The sequence below is a fragment of the Mucilaginibacter sp. JRF genome (genome assembly GCF_015223065.1).
Taxonomy (GTDB): Bacteria; Bacteroidota; Bacteroidia; order Sphingobacteriales; family Sphingobacteriaceae; genus Mucilaginibacter.
The window spans coordinates 505814-528691 of record NZ_JADFBY010000001.1 but is presented as its reverse complement, the minus strand read 5'-3'; the positions used below and the strand labels follow the sequence as shown (position 1 = coordinate 528691).

Genomic DNA, 22878 nt, shown 5'->3' with positions numbered 1-22878 from the left:
CTTATCACTCTTTTTGCGATCTAAACAGCTATTGCATATAAGTTTAAATTTTGATTAGATTTGTTTGCTTTAATCTTTATAAGCCAATTAGCAAATCTGTTTGCATCTAATTTAATATGTATCAAGCTACGCAACATCAATTGTGGCCCGACGATAAATTATTGGAGTTACTCAAGCTCGATGACAGGGCTGCGTTCGAGATGTTGTATACCCGGTACTCGGCCAAGGTGTTTCATGTGGCTTATAACCTGTTCAGGGACAAATATGTATGCGAGGATCTGGTACAGGAGTTATTTACCGATATTTGGTTCAAGCGGCACCAATTGCACATCAGTAGCTTGTCGGGTTATTTAAAGGTGGCCATTAAAAACAGGGTGCTGGTTTATATACGCACCCAAAAAGCTACGATTGATATTGATACCATCGACAGGATGATGGAGCAATACAGTACGGATAGCAAGGTGATGCAAAATGATATTGCCCGCCTACTTGACGAGGGTATTGCCGGGTTGCCCGAAAAGTGCAGGCAAATATTCCTGCTCAGTCGTAAGGAGTATCTATCCAATAAAGAGATAGCTGAAAAACTGAATATCTCAGTAAAAACCGTTGAAAACCAAATGACCATAGCCCTACGGTACCTGCGTACCGGCCTTACCGACTATCTGCCATTAGCTGTATTGGTAGTACTATTACAGGACAAAATTTAACCTCTTAATTTTTTTTCATTTTCTTTTAGGGGGTGGATGCTTTTTCTGCATCCTACAATATGTAAACCCAATGAGAAGATTTAATAAACCTAATGAGCCCGGCAGGGTGAATAGCGATCGTTTGCAGGAAAAACTGGTGGAGAAGTATTTTCAAAACCTTGATCTGGACGATGTGCAAACCGGCGCGCACGATGCCGAGTTTGACAGCAAAGGGGTTTATGCCAATATATTAAGTACCATTGATACCGTGCCCGAAGTGCCCAAACGCCGCGCATACACCGGCTGGATGGTGGCCGCGTCAATACTGGCGGTATTTATCTCCGTATCCTACTATTTCCGTTACGATATTCTGAACTATGTGGCACCGGTGCATACTATGCAGGTATCAGCGGCGCGCGGTAGTGTAACCAACATTGTTTTGGGCGATGGTACAAAGGTATGGCTTAACGCGGGCAGCAAGATCAGTTATCCTGAAACCTTCAGAGGCGAAAAGCGGGAAGTTACCATAACCGGCGAGGCTTTTTTTGATGTGGTGCACGATGCCGATAAACCATTTATTGTGCACACCGGCGAGCTTGTAACTCATGTATTGGGCACCAGTTTCAATATTAAGGCTTATGATGATGACCAGCTGCTGCATGTTGATGTGTTAAGCGGCAAGGTTGGCGTAGTACCTGCCGAGGGCAGCACCCTGTCATTCAATGCTATTTATCTTACCAAGGCACAGGGTATTACCTATAATAAGAACAACCGTTCTATCGATCGCAATAATAATGTTGACATGGCATTGCTTAACAGCTGGAAGTCAGGTAAACTGATATTCAAGAATACCGCCCTGCCCGAAGTTATCAAAACCCTGAACCGTGAGTTTGAAGTAAGCATTCGTGCTGATGCCAACCTATCCGCATGTAACATATCGGCAGATTTTACCAATGTGCCTATTAAAGATATTATGGCCGTTATTGCCCGCCTTGTTAAAGGTAAGGCCACCCTTAGTGGTACTGTGTATCACCTAAAGGGCAAGGGGTGTTAGTTTATTTTACCGACCAATAAATTAAACTGTACTATACCAGTTGTAAACTTAAAAAACCAGATTATGAAGCAAGAGTCTACTTAAAAAAAAATAAAAAACCCTGTACAAACGGATTTGCACAGGGAAAAAATCAAAAATGCAGGTTAATAATAAGTGTGTTTGCGTCAGAGGTGCAATTCGTAGCAAACCACTTTAGTTTCTAACACTTTAATTTTCTCAAAATTATGAATAAATCTCTGTTTTATAATGGAGTGATTCGTCATGTGCTAATTCTAATGAAAATTACCTCGCTTGTTTGTTTTGTTGTTTGCTTTATGTGCCTAACCGCCATTGCAGACAGCTCCTACGGGCAGCAATTTTTAGAATCGCGGGTAACGCTTAAACTTAAAGATACCAGGCTTACCGACGCGCTCGAAAAGATAGCTGCCGATAATAAGATCCGTTTCGCGTATACCGATAATGTGCTTAAACAAAGCTACAGGGTTACGTTTAACGTACAAGGCAAAAGCGTGCGCGACGTATTAAGCGAATTATTGGCTCCGTTTAACCTTAGTTACAAGGTTATTGGCGATGTTATTGTGATAAGTGAACCATCAGCCCAAACCATTTTGCCGGGCATGCAGGAGGCATCAGTAAAGCAGGCAAAGGTTACAGGTAAGGTTACTGACGATACTAATTTCCCCCTACCCGGTGTAACCGTAAAGGTAAAAGGTACAACCATAGGCGTTGTTACCGATAGTAATGGCATGTTCACCATTGATGCGCCTGCCGATGCTGTACTGGTGTTCTCGTTTATTGGCTATGCCCAGCAGGAAATAGCGGTAAACGGCCTGAGCACCATAAACGTAAAACTGGCACCCGAACAAACCGCCCTTAACGAAGTGGTTGTTGTAGGTTACGGTACGCAAAAACGTTCGAGCGTGGTTGGCGCTATTGATCAGGTTACCTCCGAGGCTATTGAGGGTAAGCCTGCCGTAAGCGCTATACAAGCCTTGCAGGGTACATTGCCTAACTTAACCATCCAGCAAAAAAACCTGGAGCCGGGCCAAACACCAAACATCAATATACGTGGTTTGGGTACGCTTAACAACAACTCGCCGCTACTGGTTATTGATGGTATTATTAACGAGGATGTGAGCGCTATCAACAACCTCAATCCATCAGATATTGAAACGGCCACAGTACTTAAGGATGCAGGTAGCGCGGCCATTTACGGTTCACGTTCGGCAAACGGTGTTATTTTGATCACTACCAAAAAAGGTAAAAAAGACTCAAAAGCCACGGTAACATACAACGGATTGGTAGGTACACAAGTGCCACGCATGACGTATAAGCCCGTGCACTCGTATGAGAACGCCATACTCCGTAACGAGGCCGCGGTTAATGCCAATTTACCTGCTGTATATACCCCGGCACAGATACGCCAGTTTGAGCAAGAGGGCGACCACGAGTGGTTTTTAGATGCCATTTTGCAAAATGCCATGCAGCAAAACCATAATGTGAGCATCACCGGTGGTAATGCCACCACAAGCTACCTGGTATCAGCCGGTCTGCTTGATCAGCGCAGCAACCTGGTGGGCCCTGATTATGGTGCCAAACGCTATAACTATCGTATCAACTTAACCAACGAGATTGGTAAACTAAAGCTTACCAGTATTTTGACCTATAGCCGTACCGACCGTAAGGAGCACTCGTACAGTACAGGTACACTGATAGTGGATGCCGGTCGTACGCCTACATATTATGATATAAAGGATGCTCAGGGTAATTACCTAACCAACGATGTACTTTCTGAATTTAACCCGCTGGGTATTTTAGAAAAAGGTGGCTACCGTAAGTTTGATGACGACGTAATAACCGCCAACCTGAGCGCTGAATTCGCCGTTACCAACGATTTAAAGGTACGCGGTGTATTTGGCGCTAACCTGGGTAGCTACCATACCCTTGAGCGTATACAGCGTGTTGACTTTTTACCAAAAGGAAACTATGGTGCTGACCGTAATACGAATGATATCAGCTCAAAAAACCTGTTCCTGAATACGCAATTGATCGCGGAGTATAATAAGCTGATCGCCAAAAAACATAGTGTTGGCTTATTGGTAGGTGTCGCCAACGAATCGGTTACTAACCGGGGCACTGCATTGCGTTATAAGCTAACCGACCCTGAACTGGGTACACCGGTTGACGGTACTGAAATTGATGAAGCTAATACTTACGGCACACTGGGTAATACTAACGAGAGCAGCCTTAACTCGCTGTTCGGTCGTGTATCATACGATTATGAGAACAAGTATTATGGTGAATTCAATTTCAGGGTTGATGCCTCATCAAAATTCGCTAAACAAAACCGTAACGCTTTCTTCCCATCATTCTCTGCCGGTTACCGTATCAGCCAGGAGGAATTTATGGAAAGCTACCGCGAACGTTTTGGTGATCTGAAGATACGTGGATCGTACGGTGTGTTGGGGAGCCAGAATGTGGGTAACTATCAATTTCAAACCACTTACTTCAATATACCTAACAGCTACTCGTTCAACAATACACCAACAGCGGGTACGGGCTTTAATATTGCCAACCCTGATATCCGTTGGGAAAGAGCGGCTACCTTTAACATTGGTTTCGAGGCTACGCTGTTTAAAAACGCGCTTAGCTTCGCAGTTGATTACTTTAACAAAACCACCCGCGATATCCTGATCCCACCTGCTGTTCCGGGTACTTTCGGCGCAGGGCTGCCGTCATTTAACGCGGGCGAGGTTAACAACAGGGGCTGGGAGTTTAGCGCTACTTATCGTAAAAGCACCAAAAACTTTAAGCATGTAGTAAGCTTTAACATTGCCGACTCAAAGAACAAGGTATTATACTTTGAAGGCGGTCAGCAAATTTCAAGCTATGATGAAATGCAGGTGCTGCTTAAGGTGGGCTTGCCTATCAACTCATACGTTGGTTACAAACGCGATGGCTACTTCCAAAATCTGGACGAGGTTAACAACGGCCCCAAACCAACCGGCCTGAGCGTATTACCGGGCGATATACGTTATGTTGACGTAAATAAGGATGGCGTAATAGACGAAAACGACAAGTTTGTATTGGGCAATCCGCTACCTCGCTACACGTTTGGCTTGAACTATGACATCAGCTACAAACAATTTGACCTGGGTATATTTTTACAAGGTGTTGGCATGCGCAGCATGTTTTTACGTGGCGAGCTGATAGAGCCTTTCCACTTCAACTACTCGCAGGTGATGTACCAGCATCAGCTGGATTACTGGACGCCGCAAAACCCTAATGCCGAGTTTCCGCGCCTTGCGGCAAACGGCAGCCAGTCGAACACCAACAACTTCCGTCGCGGGTCTGACCTGTATTTATATAACGCCGCTTACGTTCGCTTAAAGAATGTACAGTTCGGTTATACCCTACCGAGCACTATAGCGCAAAAGATAGGTATGAAAAAAGCGCGTGCTTATTTCTCAGGCCAAAACCTGATCACCATATCGGGCATCAGCTTTATCGACCCGGAATCAACCGAGTTTGATAACGGACGTGGTGTTGGCGGCGCAAACAGCGGCCGTAGCTACCCACTACCGGTTTATTATGGTTTAGGTATTGATTTAACCCTTTAATAAAGTACCAATATGAAAAGATCGCAACTAACAAAAACAGCATTTTTGATCATACTGGTAAGTGTATTATCAGCATGTAAAAAGCTTGACCTGGTGCCTACCAATAATTTTACCGACGCGAATTACTGGACCAGCGCCGCCAAGGCCAACAGCGTATTAAATACCGCCTATTCACAATTATTTAACAGCAGTGTTTTCTTTTACAACGAAGGCCTGTCTGACAATGCCTTTAACGGTCGTGGTGATAACGATGGCGCAGCCTCATTAGCCGCCGGCACTTATGATCCATCATTACCGAGGCTTAAAAGCGAGTGGGGCTATCACTATACAGGTATTAAAACCAGCAACATTTTTTTAGAGAATGTTGACCGCGTTGAAGGTATGGATGAAAACCTCAAGAACCGCATGAAGGCCGAGGCTCGTGTGCTGCGTGCATGGCATTACTTTTACCTTACCACCTGGTTTGGTGATGTGCCCCTTTTCAGCAAAGATCCTACGGTTGAAGAAACCAAGACGGTAAGCCGCACACCTAAAGATCAGGTTATTGAATTCATCCTGAAGGAGCTTGACGAGAGCGCCGCCGCTTTACCGGTGAACACCGCCTATCAGGCTGCTGATAAAGGACGTTTAACCAAAGGCGCAGCCATTGCTTTAAAAGCCCGTGTATTATTGTACCAAAACCGTTGGGCCGATGTAATTACCGAATGCGAAAAGCTGATGAACAGCAATGCCAACGGTACGTACAGCCTGTTCACATCTTACGAGGGATTGTTTTTGCCTCAAAATGAGTATAACAACGAGGTTATTTATGATATAGGCTACGTAACTATTGACAGGGAATATCAAACCTTTTATGATATGGCACCCCTATCAGTTGGTGGTCGTCTTAATGCTCTTGCCCCTACTCAGGAACTTGTTGACAGCTACCTGATGCTGAATGGCAGCGCCATAAACGATGCCGGTTCGGGTTATGATGAGAATGACCCGTATACCAACCGCGATCCTCGATTAACCAATACAGTGGTATACAATCAGTTTAACTGGAAATTGCCTGATGGTACCACCAAGGTGATCTATACCAAACCGGGCACCGATCCTGATCAAAGCGCGCCTGATGAGTATCGTTCAGGCAGTATCGCGTCACCCACAGGTTATTACACCCGTAAATATTATGATCCGCAATCGCGTACCAACTTCCAGGCGGCGCTTAACCTGATCATGATACGCTATGCCGATGTGCTTTTAATGTATGCCGAGGCCAAAACGGAGCTTAACCAGATGGATGCCTCCGTTTGGGATCAAACCATAAAGCCGCTGCGCCAACGTGCGGGTTTTACCGCTGCCGCGGCTATCAACTTCAACCCATCAGCAAACCAGCGTAACGTTGTACGTAACGAACGTAGGGTTGAGCTTGCTATGGAAGGCCTGCGCATATTCGACATACGCCGCTGGCGGACCGCCGAAAATGTACTGAACGGCTGGGCACATGGTGCCAAATTTGGCCCTGTCAATGTTGATAATGGTTACATACGTGCTAACGAGCGCAGGTTTGATGCCAGCAGGGCTTACCTATGGCCTATTCCGCAGGATGAACGCGCGCTTAATCCTAACCTTGGTCAAAACCAGGGCTGGTAACATTATTTAGTTTGAAATTCAATTAAAAGGATCAGATCATCATGAAAAAAAATATATTCTGCATAGTACTTGCAGGCATTATAGCAACTGTTTTTTCAGGCTGTAAAAAAGATAAAACGCTTGAACATACCAACGTATCGGCCGTACAAAACCTGTATTTGCCCGAGGATAATAAATTCTTAAAGCTCGATCCGGGTAGTGCCACCGTTACTTTTGAGTGGGAACAAGCCAAGGCTGAGGATAATGGCTTTGTAGCTTATGAGGTTGCCTTTACCAAAGAGGACGGTGATTTTAGTAAACCGATATATACCGCCGTATCAGGCCGTAACGGATTGGACAATACCCTGACCATAACTTATGGCGACCTGAACAAGGTTGCCGCCATGGCCGGCATTCAGCCCGAACAAACCGGTAAATTAAAATGGACCGTATTAGCATCAAAAGGCATTAATGTTAAAGTGCCAACGGTATCGCACACGTTAGAGGTTGAACGCCCTAAAGGCTTTACCGAAATACCTGCCGACCTGTATATTACCGGTAGCGCTACCGAAGGTGGTGAAGACTTGAGCAAGGCCATGCACTTTAAGAGCGCGGGTAACGGCGAGTTTGTGATCTACACCAAACTTAAAGATGGTAATTTCCAATTTGCTGAGCGTAACAGCGGCACGCCAAAGGTATTCTCGTTAGATGCAGCTAACAAACTGGTTGAGGATGGCTCAACCACTAACACCGGCGAAAGGGTTGTGCGTATTAAACTAAACTTTAGCACCACAGCGGTTGAAGTAACCGAAATATCTTCAGTTGGCTTATGGTTCTCTCCGGAAGGTAAAGTATTGTTTGATCTGCCTTACGCGGGTAACGGTACCTGGTTAGCTAACGATAAGCCTATCGTTTTCAGGCAGGAAACCTGGGGCCGCGACGAGCGTTATAAGTTCCGCTTCACCGTGAAAAACACCGCAGGCGAACAAGGTATTGAATATTTTGGCAGCAAAAACCGTGATAATAACAGGCCCGATGCTTCGAGCCCTGCATCATATTATGATGTGGTAGCGGTTGATAATTCACAGTTTGATTATGCCTTTAAATTCATAACCGGCGCTGATAATCACAATGTGGATATCAAGATTGATTTTAGCGGTGCTACCTATACCCATTCAGTAACTGTAAAATAACCTCGATCTATCAACTATGGATGCCCGGGTCGTAACTGATCCGGCATCCATTAATTAAGATACTTTATGAAACTGAATAAACTGATCATAGTAAAAATAGCGGCGGCAGCCGTGGTATCATTGTCATTGCCCGCTTGTAAGGATAAGGCGTTCCCGCTGTATGGTGCCGATAACCAACGCCCGGCAATAACTTATAACTGGGCATTAACGGCTGATACCTTGCAGGAAAAACTGTATAACACATTCCTGGCTGCAAACGGCCGGTATTTTGTGCAGGATGATGCCGGCAATGCAACATTTCACTATTGGCGCAATGCTCATGTGCTCGATGTATTGGTAGATGGCTATCAGCGTACCGACAATGAGGTTTACATACAGCGCATGAAATCGCAACTGAATGGTATGATCCAAACCAACGGTAACAGTCTTTTTAACGAGTATTATGATGATATGGAATGGCTGGCATTATCAACCCTGCGTGCCTATCAGGCCACTGATGATGCTGATTACCTAAATGCCGCCAACGCGTTGTGGACCGATATAAAAACCGGGTTGAACAATAATCAGGGTGGCGGTATTGCATGGCGTAAAAGTCAGCTCGATTATAAAAACACACCGGCCAACGCGCCGGCAATTATATTCGCGGCAAGGCTTTCACGTGTGAATAATAACGCGGCCGATCTGGAGCTGGCTAAAACACTGTATACCTGGCTAAAGGGCACATTGGTTGATCCATCAACCGGCATAGTTTGGGATGGTATAAACGGTAATGGCGATGGCCAGATCAGCAAGAATTTGTACACCTATAATCAGGGCATTTTTGTTGGCGCGGCGCTTGAATTATATCACGCTACCAATGATGCTGCTTACTTAAATGATGCGGTACGCACCGCAAAAGCGGCATTGGCCAGCGGCGATATAACCCCCGGCGGTATACTAAAAGGCGAAGGCCAGGGTGACGGAGGTTTGTTTAAAGGCATCCTGATCAGATACTTTACCCTGTTAGCGCAGGAGGAAGCCGTAGCAGCAATTGACAGGAACGAGCTGGTGAAATTCCTGAAGTTTAATGCTGAAACGTTGTATACCAATGGTATTGCAAGACCCGCACATACTATCAGCCCTGATTGGAACAGAAAGCCATCGGGTACAACAGATCTGAGCACACAGCTAAGCGGCATGATGCTTATTGAAGCAGCAGCCACCTTGAATGAAGCTAACCTGTTTTAACAGGCTATCAACCATAACTAATAAGGGCAGTCGAAAACGGCTGCCCTTATTAGTTATGGTTGATTTACTCAACTTAGCATTTACTTACGCAACACCACGTGCTTAACATTTTTACGATCATAAGTGTAGGTAATATGCACATCGCCGTTACGGGTTTGTATTATGGCCGGGTAGCTAAATTCTTCCTTATCGCCATCTTCAAGCACTGCAACATCCTTCCAAACCTTACCATCGTACGAACTGGCTACACGCAGCTTACCCCTGCCGTTAAACCAATCTTTACCGGGCACATCAGGGTTGTAAACTATCAATTGCTCGCCGCTTTTTAACGTTACGGCATCAGTGCCCGAGTTTGGATTAAGCAAATTTGTGCGTGATAGCTTACCCCAGGTTTTACCCCCATCTGCCGACCATGATTGTATCACATTGCCTTGCTTGCTTCGGCATAATACTTCGAGTTTACCGTTTTTAAATTGTAGCACACTTGGCTGTATCACATCAAATTTACCGCTGGTATCAACAGGCACAACGGTCCAGGTTTGCCCGTCATCAACCGAGCGTTCAACAAAGGCTTTCCAGCGGTTTTCGGTTTCTTCAACGCTCGATGGTGCCAGTATGGTGCCATCAGCCAGTTGAACGGGCTTGTTCTTGATCGGCCCCAAAACACCTTCAGGAAGCCTTTTACCTGCCGACCAGGTTTTGCCATCGTCGGCCGAGGTTTTTACCATTCCCCACCACTGGCGCGGGTTAGGTCCAACTTTGTAAAACAGGTACAGCGTTCCCTTTTTGGTTTGAAACAGCACCGGGTTCCAGGCCGGGTGGCGCAGGGTATCGTTCACAATACCATCGGCAACCTGCACGGGTTGTACTTTAAGGTCTTTTAGGCTGGATAGCCATATCACCACATCGTTCTTCCCCTCCTGCGATCCGCCGAAACAAGATAGCAAAAGCTCTCCTGTTTTAGTTTCAACCATGGTTGATGCATGGCATTGCTTAAAGGGGGCATTATTGTATACCAGTTCCTCTTTTATTTTTTTCCATCCTGACTGGGCTGTTACACCCTGAATGCTTGCTATAACTACAATAGCGGTTAACCAATTCCTTTTTCTGATCATGCCCCTAATCTATCAATATCCACGGTTTTGCTCAAGCCTTGGCGCTAAAATCAACATCAATAAAATTTGAAGAAACACTTAATTTAGGAGAATTAATGAATACCTCTTGACTACAATCTGTTATATTATGAATATCAATGGTAGTTTCTCCAAGTTAACAAATCAATCTTTTGAAAAAGTATAAATATCTCCTCTCTCGCCTCGGCATTTACGAAAAAACTTCTTTGGTATATCATTATTAAAGTCAAGATATGTAGTTAGCCTACTATCGCAATCAGGCTCTTTATTCCGAAAAACCAATTTATTATCCATTATACAATCTGGTAAATCAGTACTTAATGTCAAATAGTAGTTACCTACATAACGGTTGTTAGCTGTATACACTAATATGCGGTTTGTAGCTCTGTGAGATATTCCCCAAATCCAAACTGAAGTAAGTATTTTATAAGTTTTGCCTTTAGACGTACTTATTTTACCAAGATATCGCAACTCGGTAACAGTTGAATCTTCTGTATTTAGTGTATAGGTTTTGCCTATCTTATTCAATCGCAATACGTGCAATCTGATATTATTTGATTTAGCTGTTTGGGCATAAGTATATTCAACAATAAAAAGCAGTGCAAACAGCAATACAATCCTTTTCGTCATCAGTGTAGATATTATAAGAAGCTTTACTTAATAAAGGTAATTGATTCTGTTCTACACAATCAATCTGAAGCCATCAATTTTATAACATTCGCTAACTTTTCATATCACACTTTTAAAAAACTTGTACTTATCAACATAACCATATACGCCCACCAATCGTTAAATTTGAATTAGTGGCTGATAATACACTCAGGTACAATCTACTAACGATGAATAACATTTTACGCCGCCTTACCCGATGCTGCTGGTTATATTTAAGTTGCGTGGCTATGCATTTATCAATAGGCAAGGCAACTGCGCAGCATCAGCAGGTTGTTAAGGTGAGCACCTTTGGTAAGTTAAACCAGCTTTTTTTAGATTCGGCATGGTTGTTTCACGCCGGAGAACTTCCCGGTGACCGGGCGCCTTTTAACACTTTGGTTGGCTGGAGGCCGGTTTACCCAACCTTTTTCGGTAATACAGATGCGCCAAAAGGCTGGACAGGCATGGGCTGGTTTGGTTTATGGTTTAGGGTTGATACCACTTTGGTCAACAAAAAACTATACATATCTATTAATCACGATGGAGCGTCGGAGTTGTATATGGATGGTAAACCCATAGGTGGCTATGGCACGGTTGGCAATTCGGCAACAACCATGCAGGCCATACGTGCCCCAAGGGAAGTTATACCTGTTTGGTTTGCTGATACCCGCCCCCATCTGCTCAGTTTACGGTATTCAAACTTTTTTGGGGTTTATGCTGATTTTTATGGCTTCCAGGTATCTGTTGGCCAATATGAACAAAGGGCTAAGCGGATGGCCCATGCAAAGGTATTGATCGGCTATTTACCCATGTTTGGCGCTGCCCAACTGATACTCGGCCTGCTGCATTTTCTCTACTTTTTGTTCTATCCACGGCAAAAGCTTAATGCTTATTACTCGTTTTTTGTAATGGTGATAGGCATTAATAATTTTGCCATATACCACTTTTACCTAACCCCCTATCCCGAAATACAGTATCTCACTGATTTTTTGACCGCCGCGTTCAAGGTGGCCATCATGTGGGGTGCGGTGATGTTGCTGTATGTTTTTAATTATAAAACCGTGCCCAAATGGCGAGGGGCTATTTTGAGCGTTATCGCGCTGACGTATCTTATCAAGTATTCTTTACAATTCTGGGTTTACCGCTCAGGCATCCAAAGTGACTATTTTTCCCTTATCTACCTTATTTGTATTACGGACGGGCTTTGGTCGGCCGCGCAGGTTATCCGCCGAAAGCAAAAAGGCGCCTGGCTTATCGGTATCGGGGTTATCGCCATTACACTCATTTACTTTTTTGCCTGGGGCGATGTGTTTTCGTTATGGCAAGCTCAATACAATAACATACGCCTGTTTGTTATGGGTGCCGGCTCACTGATATTACCACTTTGTTTATCGCTCTACCTCGCGCTTGATTTTGCCACTACCAACCAACGCCTTGCCGGTAAGCTGCGTGAGGTGGAAACCCTATCGGCCGAAGCCATGGCCCGCGAGAGCGAAAAAAGGGAACTGATAGCCACCGAAGCACGACGATTAGAGTTGCTGGTTCAGCAGCGTACCGCGGAGTTACAGGAGCAAGCCATCAAACTTAAAGACCTTGATGCCGCTAAGTCCAGATTTTTTGCCAACATTACGCACGAATTTAGGACTCCCCTTACGCTGATCATCAACCCGGCAAGGCAATCGCTGGAAGTGCCGGGATCAGACGATACCCGCAACCTGCAACTCATCCTCAACAATGCCGAACGTTTACTGCAACTCATTAACCAATTGCTTGACCTGAGCAAGCTCGAGAATAATGTAATGACGGTTGACCTTGCGCCTGTTGATGTGGTAGAACTCGCCAAACGAGATCTGTTCTCTTTTGAACCGCTTGCAGCCGGGAAGAACATAAGCCTAAAGTTTAGTACGGATGCAGAATCGTTATGGGTAATGACAGATCAGGATAAATTGAATAAGATACTGCTCAACATACTATCCAACGCCTTTAAATTTACTAATGAGGGAAGCATCGAACTGAGCTTGAAACTTCGTGAAGCAGACAATTTGCTTAGCATCACGATAACTGACACGGGTAAAGGGATACCAGCCGATAAGCTACCTTTTGTTTTCAGTCGGTTTTACCAGGCCGACCCTTCAGATACCCGATCTGCTGAAGGTACGGGTATCGGTTTATCACTAACGAAAGAACTGATCGACCTTTTAGGTGGCGAGATAATACCCGAAAGTGTTGAAGGCGTGTACACCCGTATGCGCATAAAGTTGCCATGTGAGTTAGCCAGCATAGCAAATAGCACTACAGAGAAAATTGAAAGTGAAGATATCTCTACAGAGCTTGTATATGATACAGCACTTATCGCCAACGGAAGCAGCCCCCTGCTTTTGCTTATTGAGGATAATAAGGAATTGAGAGATTTTATCCGGCAATCGCTTTCCTCCAATTACCGGCTTATTACCGCCGCTGATGGTGAGGAAGGTATCAACATGGCTCTATCTGAGATCCCGAACCTTATTATATCCGACCTGATGATGCCCAAGGTAAGCGGTTACGAGGTATGCAGCACTTTAAAGAATAACGAAAAAACCAGCCATATCCCCATCATCATCCTTACAGCAAAAAGCGGTATCGACAGCAGGCTGCGGGGTATTGATCATGGTGCTGATGCCTACTTGGGTAAGCCCTTTGATGAGCGGGAACTATTGGCACTTATCAAAAACCTGATCAATATGCGTGAGCAACTGCGCCTGCATTACAGTCAGCGCGATCTTTGGTTTAAGGATACTACCGGACTCCCATCTATTGAACAGGCTTTTATAACAAAGGTGCGTAAAGCCGTTGAGGCGCACATGAACGAGGAAGGATACACAGCAGACCAACTGGCTACCGACATTGGGTTAAGTCGCACACAACTGAGCCGTAAATTAAAAGACCTGATAGGCCAGGCTCCCGGCGAGCTGATACGTACCGTAAGACTACAATACGCTCATGAATTACTGATGCGCCGCGCGGCTACCATTGCTGAGGTAGCGTATATGGTAGGCTTTAGCAGCCCTACAAGTTTCTCGGCGAGCTTTTCGCGCCATTTTGGTTTCCCTCCAAAGCAGGTAAATAGCTATTAAGAAGTTTATTGAGGCTATTGGCGCAAAATCGAATGTTTTTGGTACAAAATCGAAAGTGCAAAAAAGTTACTTGCGGTTAATTTGCATGTACTAAGCCGGTAGTAAAAAGCTATATATATCGATGTACACTAATTTATAGCAAACTATAATTAAAACATATTCGCTGCCCGTTGTATGGGAGTTACCACCATGCAACCCTTTACTCCTAAACCACAAAAATCGAAAGATGCAGCTGCCACTCGTTGCAGCAATATGGTCCGGCAGCCTGCCGGACCATCATTTTTTTATTCGCTCCTTAAACTCTTTACCGGGTTAGCCAGTGCCGACCGCATGGCGTGTGAAATAACGGTAAGCAGCGCGAAACCAATGGCCGTTGCCCCGGCCGCCAGGAATACCCAACCACTAACATTAATACGGTAACTAAATTCCATCAGCCACTTATTCATGAGGTACCAGGCTAAAGGCGAAGCGATGACGATAGAGATCAATACCAGCTTTAAGAAATCGGCGGTCAATAAACGGGTGATACCCGCCACTGTAGCGCCTAATACTTTGCGTATACCTATCTCCTTTGTGCGTTGCTCGGCCACAAAAGCAGCCAAGCCAAACAGCCCCAGGCAAGCGATAAATATGGCCAGCAATGAAAATACGGTTGCTGTGCGGGCGGTGTGCTGCTCCGATGTATACAGGTTTTGTATGTGACTGTCCAGAAACTCGTAATCAAAACTTGAGCTTGGCATATCAGCCTTAAAGGTTTGTTGTAACTGTTGCATAAAGCCCGGCAGGTTACGGGTATTGTAACGAACAAGCAGTGTTCTTAATGATTCCGGCGCGTCATTCATTTCATAGTACACATAACCGCCTATTTCGCTTTTGAGCGATTGATAGTTAAAATCCTTAACCACTCCACTAACAATTGACTTTTGAGCCATCTCAGTACCAATGTACTTGCCTACCGCGTCCTGTGGTGATTTAAAGCCCAGGTATTTGGCAACCGTTTCGTTGATCAGCACATAACAGGTGGTATCGCCCTCGGCTAAATGCTGCGGCAAGGTATTACCGGCCAGTAGCTTCAAGCGCATAGTTTTTACGATAGATGCATCGGTATTACAGGTTTTTACCGGCATACCTTCCTTATCGGTGGTAAGTTTGTGTATGCTCCGGCCGCTTTCAACATCACCGGGGATAGATTGCACTGCCGATACGCTTTCCACACCAGCCATGGCATGTAAATTATTGGTAAATGTTGTTACCTGTTGTTTATTTTGCGCTGCCTTTATGTTGATAGACACCACACCGTTAGGGTTATAACCCAGATCACGGTTGCGGATATAGTCCATCTGCTGCATAATAACGATAACCGAAATGATCAGGATGATGGAAGCGGAGAATTGAAATACAACTAACGACCGGCGCACAAGATCAGCAGTGGAATGTTTTAACTTTAGCTTGTTCATTAACACCAGTGGCGATATGCTTGATAATGAAAATGCCGGATAGCTACCAGCCAGCAGGGTAACGAACAGCCAGGTCATCAACAACCCCAGCAATATTTGAGGTGCAAAAAATGCGGAGCCGCCCAACTCGATACCGGTTACGTGCTGAAACACCGGCCTCAGTACAATGGCCATAACATAACCAATAACAATAGCTATGAATGATAGCATGGCGGTTTCGGTATAAAACAGCGCCAGCAAGTGGCTGCTGTTAGCCCCCAGCGCTTTATTCACACCCACGCTTTTAGCCCTTTTTTGCGAACGGGCGGTTGCCAAATTCATGTAGTTGATACAGGCGATAACCAATACCAGCAGCGTTAAAAACACCAGTGCCTTTACGGTGCTCATGCTACCTATACGGCCTGAGTAGCCCTCACGTATATCGGCCGAGTAAAGGTGAATATCAGTTAATGGCTGAAAAATAAAATTGGTGAAATACTTATTATCCTTTTGTACATTTTTATCTATCAACGCTGTAGCGGCAGCTTGCACCTGGGCTAAATTGGCACCGGGTTGTAAGCGGCAATAGGTTTCGTAACTGGCATTACTCCAATACACGTTTTTACCCATCCATGAATCCATTATGTTGTAGATCATGTCGCAATCGATAGTACTGTTGCCCGGCAGATCGGCGTATACGCCCGCTACGTGCAGGGTATCGCGGTTGTTAATATAGATTATCTTACCAAAAGCAGGTTCTTTACCATACAAGCGTTCTTTTGCCGCTTGCGACAGAATAATCGACTTAGGCTGAGCAAAGGCGTTACGTGCGTTACCCTCAATAAACTGCATATCAAAAAAGCCGAACACGGTTGAATCGGCCAGGTATAAACCTTTTTCGGTAAAATTCTTTTCATCCGTTTTGATGGATACCTTGGCGCCAAAATCATGCTTGATGAGCCTGGTCATGCTTTTAACCTGCGGAATGCTTTGCACAATGGCCGGCCCTACCGAGTTGGGTAACTGAGCCCATACCTTGTAATTGTAATCGGCTGTGGTTTGCATGTTTACCCGGTAAATATTGCTCGAGTTTTTGTACATCCTGTCGAAACTCAACTCGTACGATATACAGGCGAACAGTATAACACATACACACATGCCTATGGCCAGCCCCACAATGTTTAGCGAGGTAAATAGTTTGTTGGCCACTATATTACGCCAGGCTATCTTCAAGTAGTTTTGTATCATATGTTTTTATAATAAGGATGGATCAATAGCTTTTAATCAAAGAGTAAGCATTGTTCAAAAACCAAACCCTATACCAACTTTATAAACAATTGACAGATAGACAAATAAGCACAAATCACATCCTTTAACTGTTCGGTTTCGTTACAATCAATGTTCGGTTTCGCTTTAAACATCTGCTGATACACATATTGCACACCTTTCTACACCGCGGGAAATATTTTCCTTAAAAGAAACCACACTTTCACAACCACATTACTCCTTTTAGCTTAAATCAGCATTGGAACAGCGATTGCATTAGTATTTACAGCTACTCGCTGATTAAAAAAGAAAGACTTTATATAACTATTGATTAAATACTATTGATTTTAAAACCCACAGGTCGAGTCCCCGCTCGACCTGTTTTTGTTTTATCAGGTTTGAGATTGACCCGATGTGGTTAAATCCTTAAGCTGCATCCTTGTTGTAACGGTTGCGATACTCCAACGGCGACAGTCCGGTGATTCTACGGAAAACCTCACGGAATGCTTTTGGATCTGAATAACCAACCGCATACATTACTTCGCTGATGGTTTTACGTGTAGTTTCAAAAGCCTTTTTGGCGGCCTCTATTTTTACACGCTGGGCATATTCGGTAGGTGTATTTCCGGTAGCTTTGATAAAACGCCGGTCGAAATTTCGTCGCCCTACTGAAAAGTCCGCTGCCAGGTGTTCTATCGATATCTTTTCTTCTACACGGTTTTCAATGTAAGCCTGAGCCTTTTTAACCAATTCATCATTATGCGAGCATTGCCCTTTAAATATGATGAACGACGACTGGCTGCTTCGGTCAATTTCTATCTGAAACACCTTGGCACAGTAAATGGCCGTTTCGCGGTCGTAATATTTTTCAACCAGGTAAAGTATCAGGTTGAGGAATGAATATGCGCCGCCGTTGGTGTATATCCCCTGCTCATCGGTTATTAGCTGGTCGGTTTTTAAATTACTTTGGGATGCAACTGTTTAAGCCTGTCGGCAGCCGACCAGTGGGTAGAGCAGCTTTTACCATCCAATAATCCGGCGGCGGCCAGCAGGTATGCGCCCGTACAAAAACTGGCCACCGCGGCACCCTGACGGTATTGTGTACCTACCCATTCTATCAGCTCACTATTTACTGTGGTTGTTTTCTCGTAATTATGGTTTAGTGATGGGATGATGATCAGATCAGTTTTCCTGACATCCGCGATATGCTTATGCGGCTTGGCTGTGAACAGTCCACCGTAAAAATCTACTTCAGCAGAGATACCCGCCAGTTCTATCCGGAACTCTTGCTTACGATAAGCGTTAGCCCTGCTGAATATTTTATAAGCACCTACAATGCTGCTCAGGTTATTCTCGCCATCGGGCACCAGGATGGTCATGTGTTTCATAGGTTAAATATAAGAGTTTAACTATGTCTAAATCAACCCGTCATAATGTCTAAATAATACACCGGGTATTAATTATGTGGACATTAAATTTGATGTATGAAAACCACCATCACCAAACTCATCATGATATTGTTGAGCATCACCGCTTATGAAAGCCATGCTCAGCAACAGCAAAAAACCATCTCGAAAGAAGAAAGAAAGGAAGCCGTAAAATTCCTGTCTGAAACGGAAGCAGGGCTTTTAAAAACCATCAGCAACTTAACCGAGGCTCAACTTACCTTTAAGCCAGCTGCTGATAAATGGAGCGTAGAGGATTGTGTGAAACACATTGCCGCTTCAGAAACCAACCTTTGGCAAATGGTTGAGGCGTCCCTGAAAAAATCTGCCAACCCGGAGGCTCGCAGCGGTATTAAAGCGGCAGATAGCGTTTTGATAAAGGCGGTTGAAGATCGTTCACACAAATCAAAAACGTTTGCCGCCTTAGAGCCCGCCAATTCGCCTTACAAAACTGTGCCCGAAGCACTTGCCGCATTCAAAGCTGACCGTGCAAAGCTGATCAGCTTTGTAAAGAATACACAGGATGATCTGCGTAACCATGTGTCGGTATTACCTATTGGTACTTTTGATGCTTACCAATTGATATTGCTCATATCAGCACATACCCAAAGACATACGCAACAAATAACGGAGATTATGGCGAGCACTAACTTCCCGAAGTAATGCAGAATTTCAAAATATCATTTACGGTTGACCAAAAGCCCAACGAGGTTTTTGATGCCATTAATAACATACCGGGCTAGTGGGGACAGATAGAAGGAAATTCGCAGAGCATAGGCGATGAATTTATTTACCGCCATAGTGATATGCACTACAGCAAGCACCGCGTTATCGAAATGGTTGCAGGCAAAAAAGTAGTTTGGCTAACGTTGGATAGCGAACTAAAATTTGTAAAGCAAGCGGACGAATGGACAGGCTCAACCATTGTTTTTGAGATCAGCGAGCAAGCGGGCTCAACTCTGGTAACATTTACCCATGAGGGTTTAACCCCTGAGCAGGAATGTTACGATACCTGCTCAGGAGCGTGGGGATTTTATGTTGGCGAAAGCTTGAAAAAACTAATTACAACAGGTCAGGGTCAGCCTGACCTGTAATATGCTTCTACAACACGGCTGCGAGATGCTGCTTAGCCCCAAAGTGCATGGCATCCAATTCTAATACATTATTAAACTGTGCTTCGGCTTCGTCGTGCTCGCCTTTGCCTAAATAACCCAAGCCTTGCATAAACAAACAATGCACCCGGTTACGCATATCCAGATCATCCTCAAAAATGAGCAGGTTGGGTAACGATACCGCGAAGTAATCAATCTTTACCTCATCATTTAAATGCTTTTGGCCATAGGCTATCAGCTTATTAAATATCTGCTCAGCACGGTCATGATCGCCTAATTTTTTCCACGCCAGGCCCTGGAAGTATATCTTGTCGGGTTGCTGATCATTGTAGAAAATGGCCGCTGATGGTTCATCTAAACCTATTGTTGCTTGACGGAAATAATAAGCAGCTTTTTCAGCCTCACCAATATCCTCATAAGCGCAGCCTAAAAAGTAAAAAATATCATTCTCCTGCGTACCGAACAGCTTGCCCTCGCCCAGATTTTCGGGATAGGTTTGCGCTTTCTCAAGCAGAGGGATAGCCTCATTATAGTTTTGATTGGCCATAGCATCCTTTGCAAGCTGTATCAAGCTATAAATATATTGGCCCGATGCCTTGCCTTCGCCTCCCTCCCAAGGGTGAAACTTACGTGAACTGATGAGTTGCAAAGCTTTTTCATGCTCGCCTGTAAAGTTGTATAATGCGGCACGCTCCAGGTAAACATCATCGCGCTCGTTAACAGTCGATAGGTTATTCTCTAAAAATGCCAATCTTTCTTCAGGGGCACGGTTAAGGCGTTTATATAGCTGATCAAGCTCCATCAGTATACGAGCATCGGTAGTATCAAGCGCGTAAGCCTTCTCAAAATATTGCAGGGCTTTTTCGTGCTGATTTAGCTTATTGAAGTAAGCAATACCGAGATTCCGTAATACAGTTGGGAAACTGCCATCTATCTTTGCCGATAACTCCCAATTGGTTATAGCCTCATCATACTGGCGTTTATCGTAAAACAAATTACCCAAATAATATGGCGCTTTGGCATCTACCGGATTTAATTGAATAGCCAATTGCAGTACAGCAATATCCTCTAACCTGTCCGGAAAGCACAAGTAAGGATTAGCCTCTGCCCCTTGTTTAAAATATTCGATAGCCTTTTCTGTATCACCTGCCTGATGTTCAAAATAACCCAGGTAATAATACACCATCGGGTAAGTTTCGTTACCATGTAATGCAAAACTTAACATATCAATAGCCTCAGCATACAAACCTGCGGCGGCGTAATCAAGGGCGTATTCTGTTAAATTTTGATGACTGCCGCGCGATAGTTTAAGTAGTTGCTCGGTATATTCATCAGCCTTTGCCTTTTCGCCAAGTTGTATGTGGGCAAGCCTTAATTCAAATAATGCCCCCAGGTTAAATCCATCCCGATGCAATGCCTCGGATGCTGAAAGTATAGCCGCCGCCAGCTTATTTAGCTTACGGTAAGCCGCCGAACGTACCACGTAGGCCTTACTTCCATTGGCATTACAGTCAATTGATGATTGCGCGTGCTCAAGTGCCGGCTCATAATCGGCATTGGCCATATCTATCTGCGCTATGGCCAGGTAACCGCTATCTTTCCAGGTACTGCTCCATGTGGCTTTGTAAAACGCCCCGTAAGCCTCCTGGGCCCTGCCGGTAAATTTTAGTGCCAGGCCGAGATTATAATAAGCCTCACTGTCATAAGGGTTAGGGTTACGTTGTATACCCGTTTCAATCGCTTTGCGAAAATACGGCTCACTTTTGGCGAATTGCCCCCTGCGCAAATACCATAAACCCAAAGCGTTATTACTACGAATATCCTTCGGGTCGCGGCGCAATGCTTCCTCATAGTATGGCACCGGACTGTAAGTAGCATGCCGGTACTGCTCCAAATGCTGACCGGTTAAAAACAACTGCTCATTGTTCTCCACCTCAGCGGGTTCAACAGCGGGTTTGGCAGCCTGTGGTATATTGTTCAGTTTGTTGCTGGCTGGTTGGTAGCGTATCAGTTCTTTCCCGGTAGATGAATTAATGGTGAGTAATAACTCATTTTCATCCTCAACATTAAAGCTGATAGTTTGAGCAAACACCTGCTCAGGAATGATGGATGCTACATCGTTCAGTAACTCCACATCACCATAAGTAAGCCTGATATTCAGGTCGCGCTGATCGCTTGTAACATAAACCTTCAATTCTATCTTACCATCGGCATGATCAAGCGCTAGCAAAATATCCTTGGTAGCATTTTTTATTACGCCCAATTCGCGGTAAGGTAAAAAGTATTGGGTAAAATGCTTTTCCTCGTTCGGCATCAGCCAGGTAAAATCTGGCTGATTATCAGTGAACATGCCGGTCATCAGCTCAATGTACGGCCCATCCTCGTCGGTAAGGTTACGGTCCCAGGCCTGGCCAAAATCACTGTGCCCCCATGTCCATTGTTTTTTACCCGGCGATACATGATGATTGGCCACATGCAGTAAACCTGCCTGTGTATCGTGCTCATAGCCTCCAACAAAATCATAATTAGAATTGATGGCCATATACGATGTAGGCACCGGAATATTCTTATACCTCGAAATATCAGTACCCGGCGAATAATCCACCTTATAGTACGTACCCGTAGCTATCGGAAAGGTAGATACATCGCGTTTGCCGTGATCAAACACGGCATTCACATCCGGCGGAAAAACGGACTGATAATCATCATTTACCTTAACCGCAGGGTTAGCCCACCACAAAAAGGTTTGCGGCAATACCGATCGGTTATAAAGTTTTGCCTTTATTTCGATGTAAGCCTTATCAGGATGAACGGTGAAACCCGCCATGCCCTTGGTATGGAACATGCGCTCCACCTCGTTAACCCATACGGTTTTGCTGCCATCAGTATTATGTTCTATCTTATAGTCTACGGGCTCAAAAGTACTTGGGCGATGATGCTGCGGCCAGTTAAACTCAATACCTCCTGATATCCATGGGCCGGTAAGCCCAACCAACGCAGGCTTGATCACCTGGTTATAATAGATAAAATGCCGCTCGCGAATTTTATCGTACGCCATTTGTATGCGACCGCCAATTTCGGGCAGTATCATTATTTTAATGTACTTATTCTCTAAAAAAAGACCCGTGTATTGCTTGTCCTCCTTCTCGTCGTATATCTTTTCGATAACCGGATTAGGGTAAACCTTGCCACTACTGCCCTGGTAAACACGCTTTTCAAAAAACATGGGGTTTTTATCGGGCTGGCCAATGCCATAGGTAGGAATAGTTACTTTTTCTTCCCAAACGTTAACATACAAGTCGTTGGTCATTATATTTTTCATGTT

15 protein-coding genes are annotated in these 22878 nt (G+C 44.6%); 9 read left to right on the top strand and 6 right to left on the bottom strand.

From position 1 onward, the window contains the following. The first annotated feature begins 116 nt into the window (after positions 1-116). From IM792_RS02095 to IM792_RS02070, 6 genes are all read left to right on the top strand, one after another. Positions 117-707, top strand: a complete 591-nt coding sequence (locus IM792_RS02095; RefSeq protein WP_194100017.1) for an RNA polymerase sigma-70 factor — start codon at positions 117-119, stop codon at positions 705-707. A gap of 70 nt (positions 708-777) precedes the next feature. Continuing rightward, positions 778-1740 carry a FecR domain-containing protein gene (locus tag IM792_RS02090; RefSeq protein ID WP_194100016.1) on the top strand — a complete coding sequence of 321 codons (963 nt, stop codon included), beginning with the start codon at positions 778-780 and terminating at the stop codon, positions 1738-1740. Positions 1741-2015: 275 nt separating this feature from the next. Further along, positions 2016-5360, top strand: coding sequence for a TonB-dependent receptor (locus IM792_RS02085; protein ID WP_194100015.1), 3345 nt, complete (start codon positions 2016-2018; stop codon positions 5358-5360). 12 nt (positions 5361-5372) lie between these two features. Further along, a complete protein-coding gene (locus IM792_RS02080) occupies positions 5373-6995 on the top strand; it encodes a RagB/SusD family nutrient uptake outer membrane protein (protein WP_194100014.1) in 1623 nt (540 codons plus the stop codon). A 41-nt stretch (positions 6996-7036) separates the two neighbouring features. Beyond that, positions 7037-8167 (top strand): SusE domain-containing protein, encoded by a 1131-nt coding sequence (locus tag IM792_RS02075; protein ID WP_194100013.1) that lies wholly within the window; start codon positions 7037-7039, stop codon positions 8165-8167. A gap of 66 nt (positions 8168-8233) precedes the next feature. After that, the gene (locus IM792_RS02070) at positions 8234-9394 is read left to right on the top strand and encodes a glycoside hydrolase family 76 protein (RefSeq protein WP_194100012.1); all 1161 of its coding nucleotides are present in this window, start codon (positions 8234-8236) and stop codon (positions 9392-9394) included. 80 nt (positions 9395-9474) lie between these two features. Here IM792_RS02070 and IM792_RS02065 read toward each other — a convergent pair whose 3' ends face one another. After that, entirely contained in the window at positions 9475-10509 is a 1035-nt protein-coding gene (locus tag IM792_RS02065; RefSeq protein ID WP_194100011.1) for a sialidase family protein, read from the bottom strand. Positions 10510-10671: 162 nt separating this feature from the next. Then, positions 10672-11157: a hypothetical protein gene (locus tag IM792_RS02060; RefSeq protein ID WP_194100010.1), complete on the bottom strand. Its 486-nt coding sequence runs from the start codon at positions 11155-11157 to the stop codon at positions 10672-10674. Between the two features lie 209 nt (positions 11158-11366). Here IM792_RS02060 and IM792_RS02055 point away from each other — a divergent pair, with 209 nt between their 5' ends. Then, complete coding sequence (locus IM792_RS02055; RefSeq protein WP_194100009.1) at positions 11367-14294, top strand: ATP-binding protein; 2928 nt, start codon at positions 11367-11369, stop codon at positions 14292-14294. A gap of 284 nt (positions 14295-14578) precedes the next feature. Here the strand turns inward: IM792_RS02055 and IM792_RS02050 are convergent, their stop codons facing one another. From IM792_RS02050 to IM792_RS21455, 3 genes are all read right to left on the bottom strand, one after another. Next, complete coding sequence (locus tag IM792_RS02050; protein WP_194100008.1) at positions 14579-16978, bottom strand: ABC transporter permease; 2400 nt, start codon at positions 16976-16978, stop codon at positions 14579-14581. 444 nt (positions 16979-17422) lie between these two features. Then, positions 17423-17824 (bottom strand): helix-turn-helix domain-containing protein, encoded by a 402-nt coding sequence (locus IM792_RS21460; RefSeq protein WP_347343785.1) that lies wholly within the window; start codon positions 17822-17824, stop codon positions 17423-17425. A 128-nt stretch (positions 17825-17952) separates the two neighbouring features. Beyond that, positions 17953-18384 (bottom strand): DJ-1/PfpI family protein, encoded by a 432-nt coding sequence (locus IM792_RS21455; RefSeq protein WP_347343784.1) that lies wholly within the window; start codon positions 18382-18384, stop codon positions 17953-17955. Between the two features lie 96 nt (positions 18385-18480). Here IM792_RS21455 and IM792_RS02040 point away from each other — a divergent pair, with 96 nt between their 5' ends. Beyond that, the gene (locus IM792_RS02040) at positions 18481-19104 is read left to right on the top strand and encodes a DinB family protein (RefSeq protein WP_194100007.1); all 624 of its coding nucleotides are present in this window, start codon (positions 18481-18483) and stop codon (positions 19102-19104) included. An 89-nt stretch (positions 19105-19193) separates the two neighbouring features. Further along, a complete protein-coding gene (locus IM792_RS02035; protein ID WP_347343795.1) occupies positions 19194-19535 on the top strand; it encodes an SRPBCC domain-containing protein in 342 nt (113 codons plus the stop codon). 7 nt (positions 19536-19542) lie between these two features. Here IM792_RS02035 and IM792_RS02030 read toward each other — a convergent pair whose 3' ends face one another. After that, positions 19543-22875, bottom strand: a complete 3333-nt coding sequence (locus IM792_RS02030) for a DUF5107 domain-containing protein (RefSeq protein ID WP_228084888.1) — start codon at positions 22873-22875, stop codon at positions 19543-19545. Between the last annotated feature and the right edge of the window lie 3 nt (positions 22876-22878).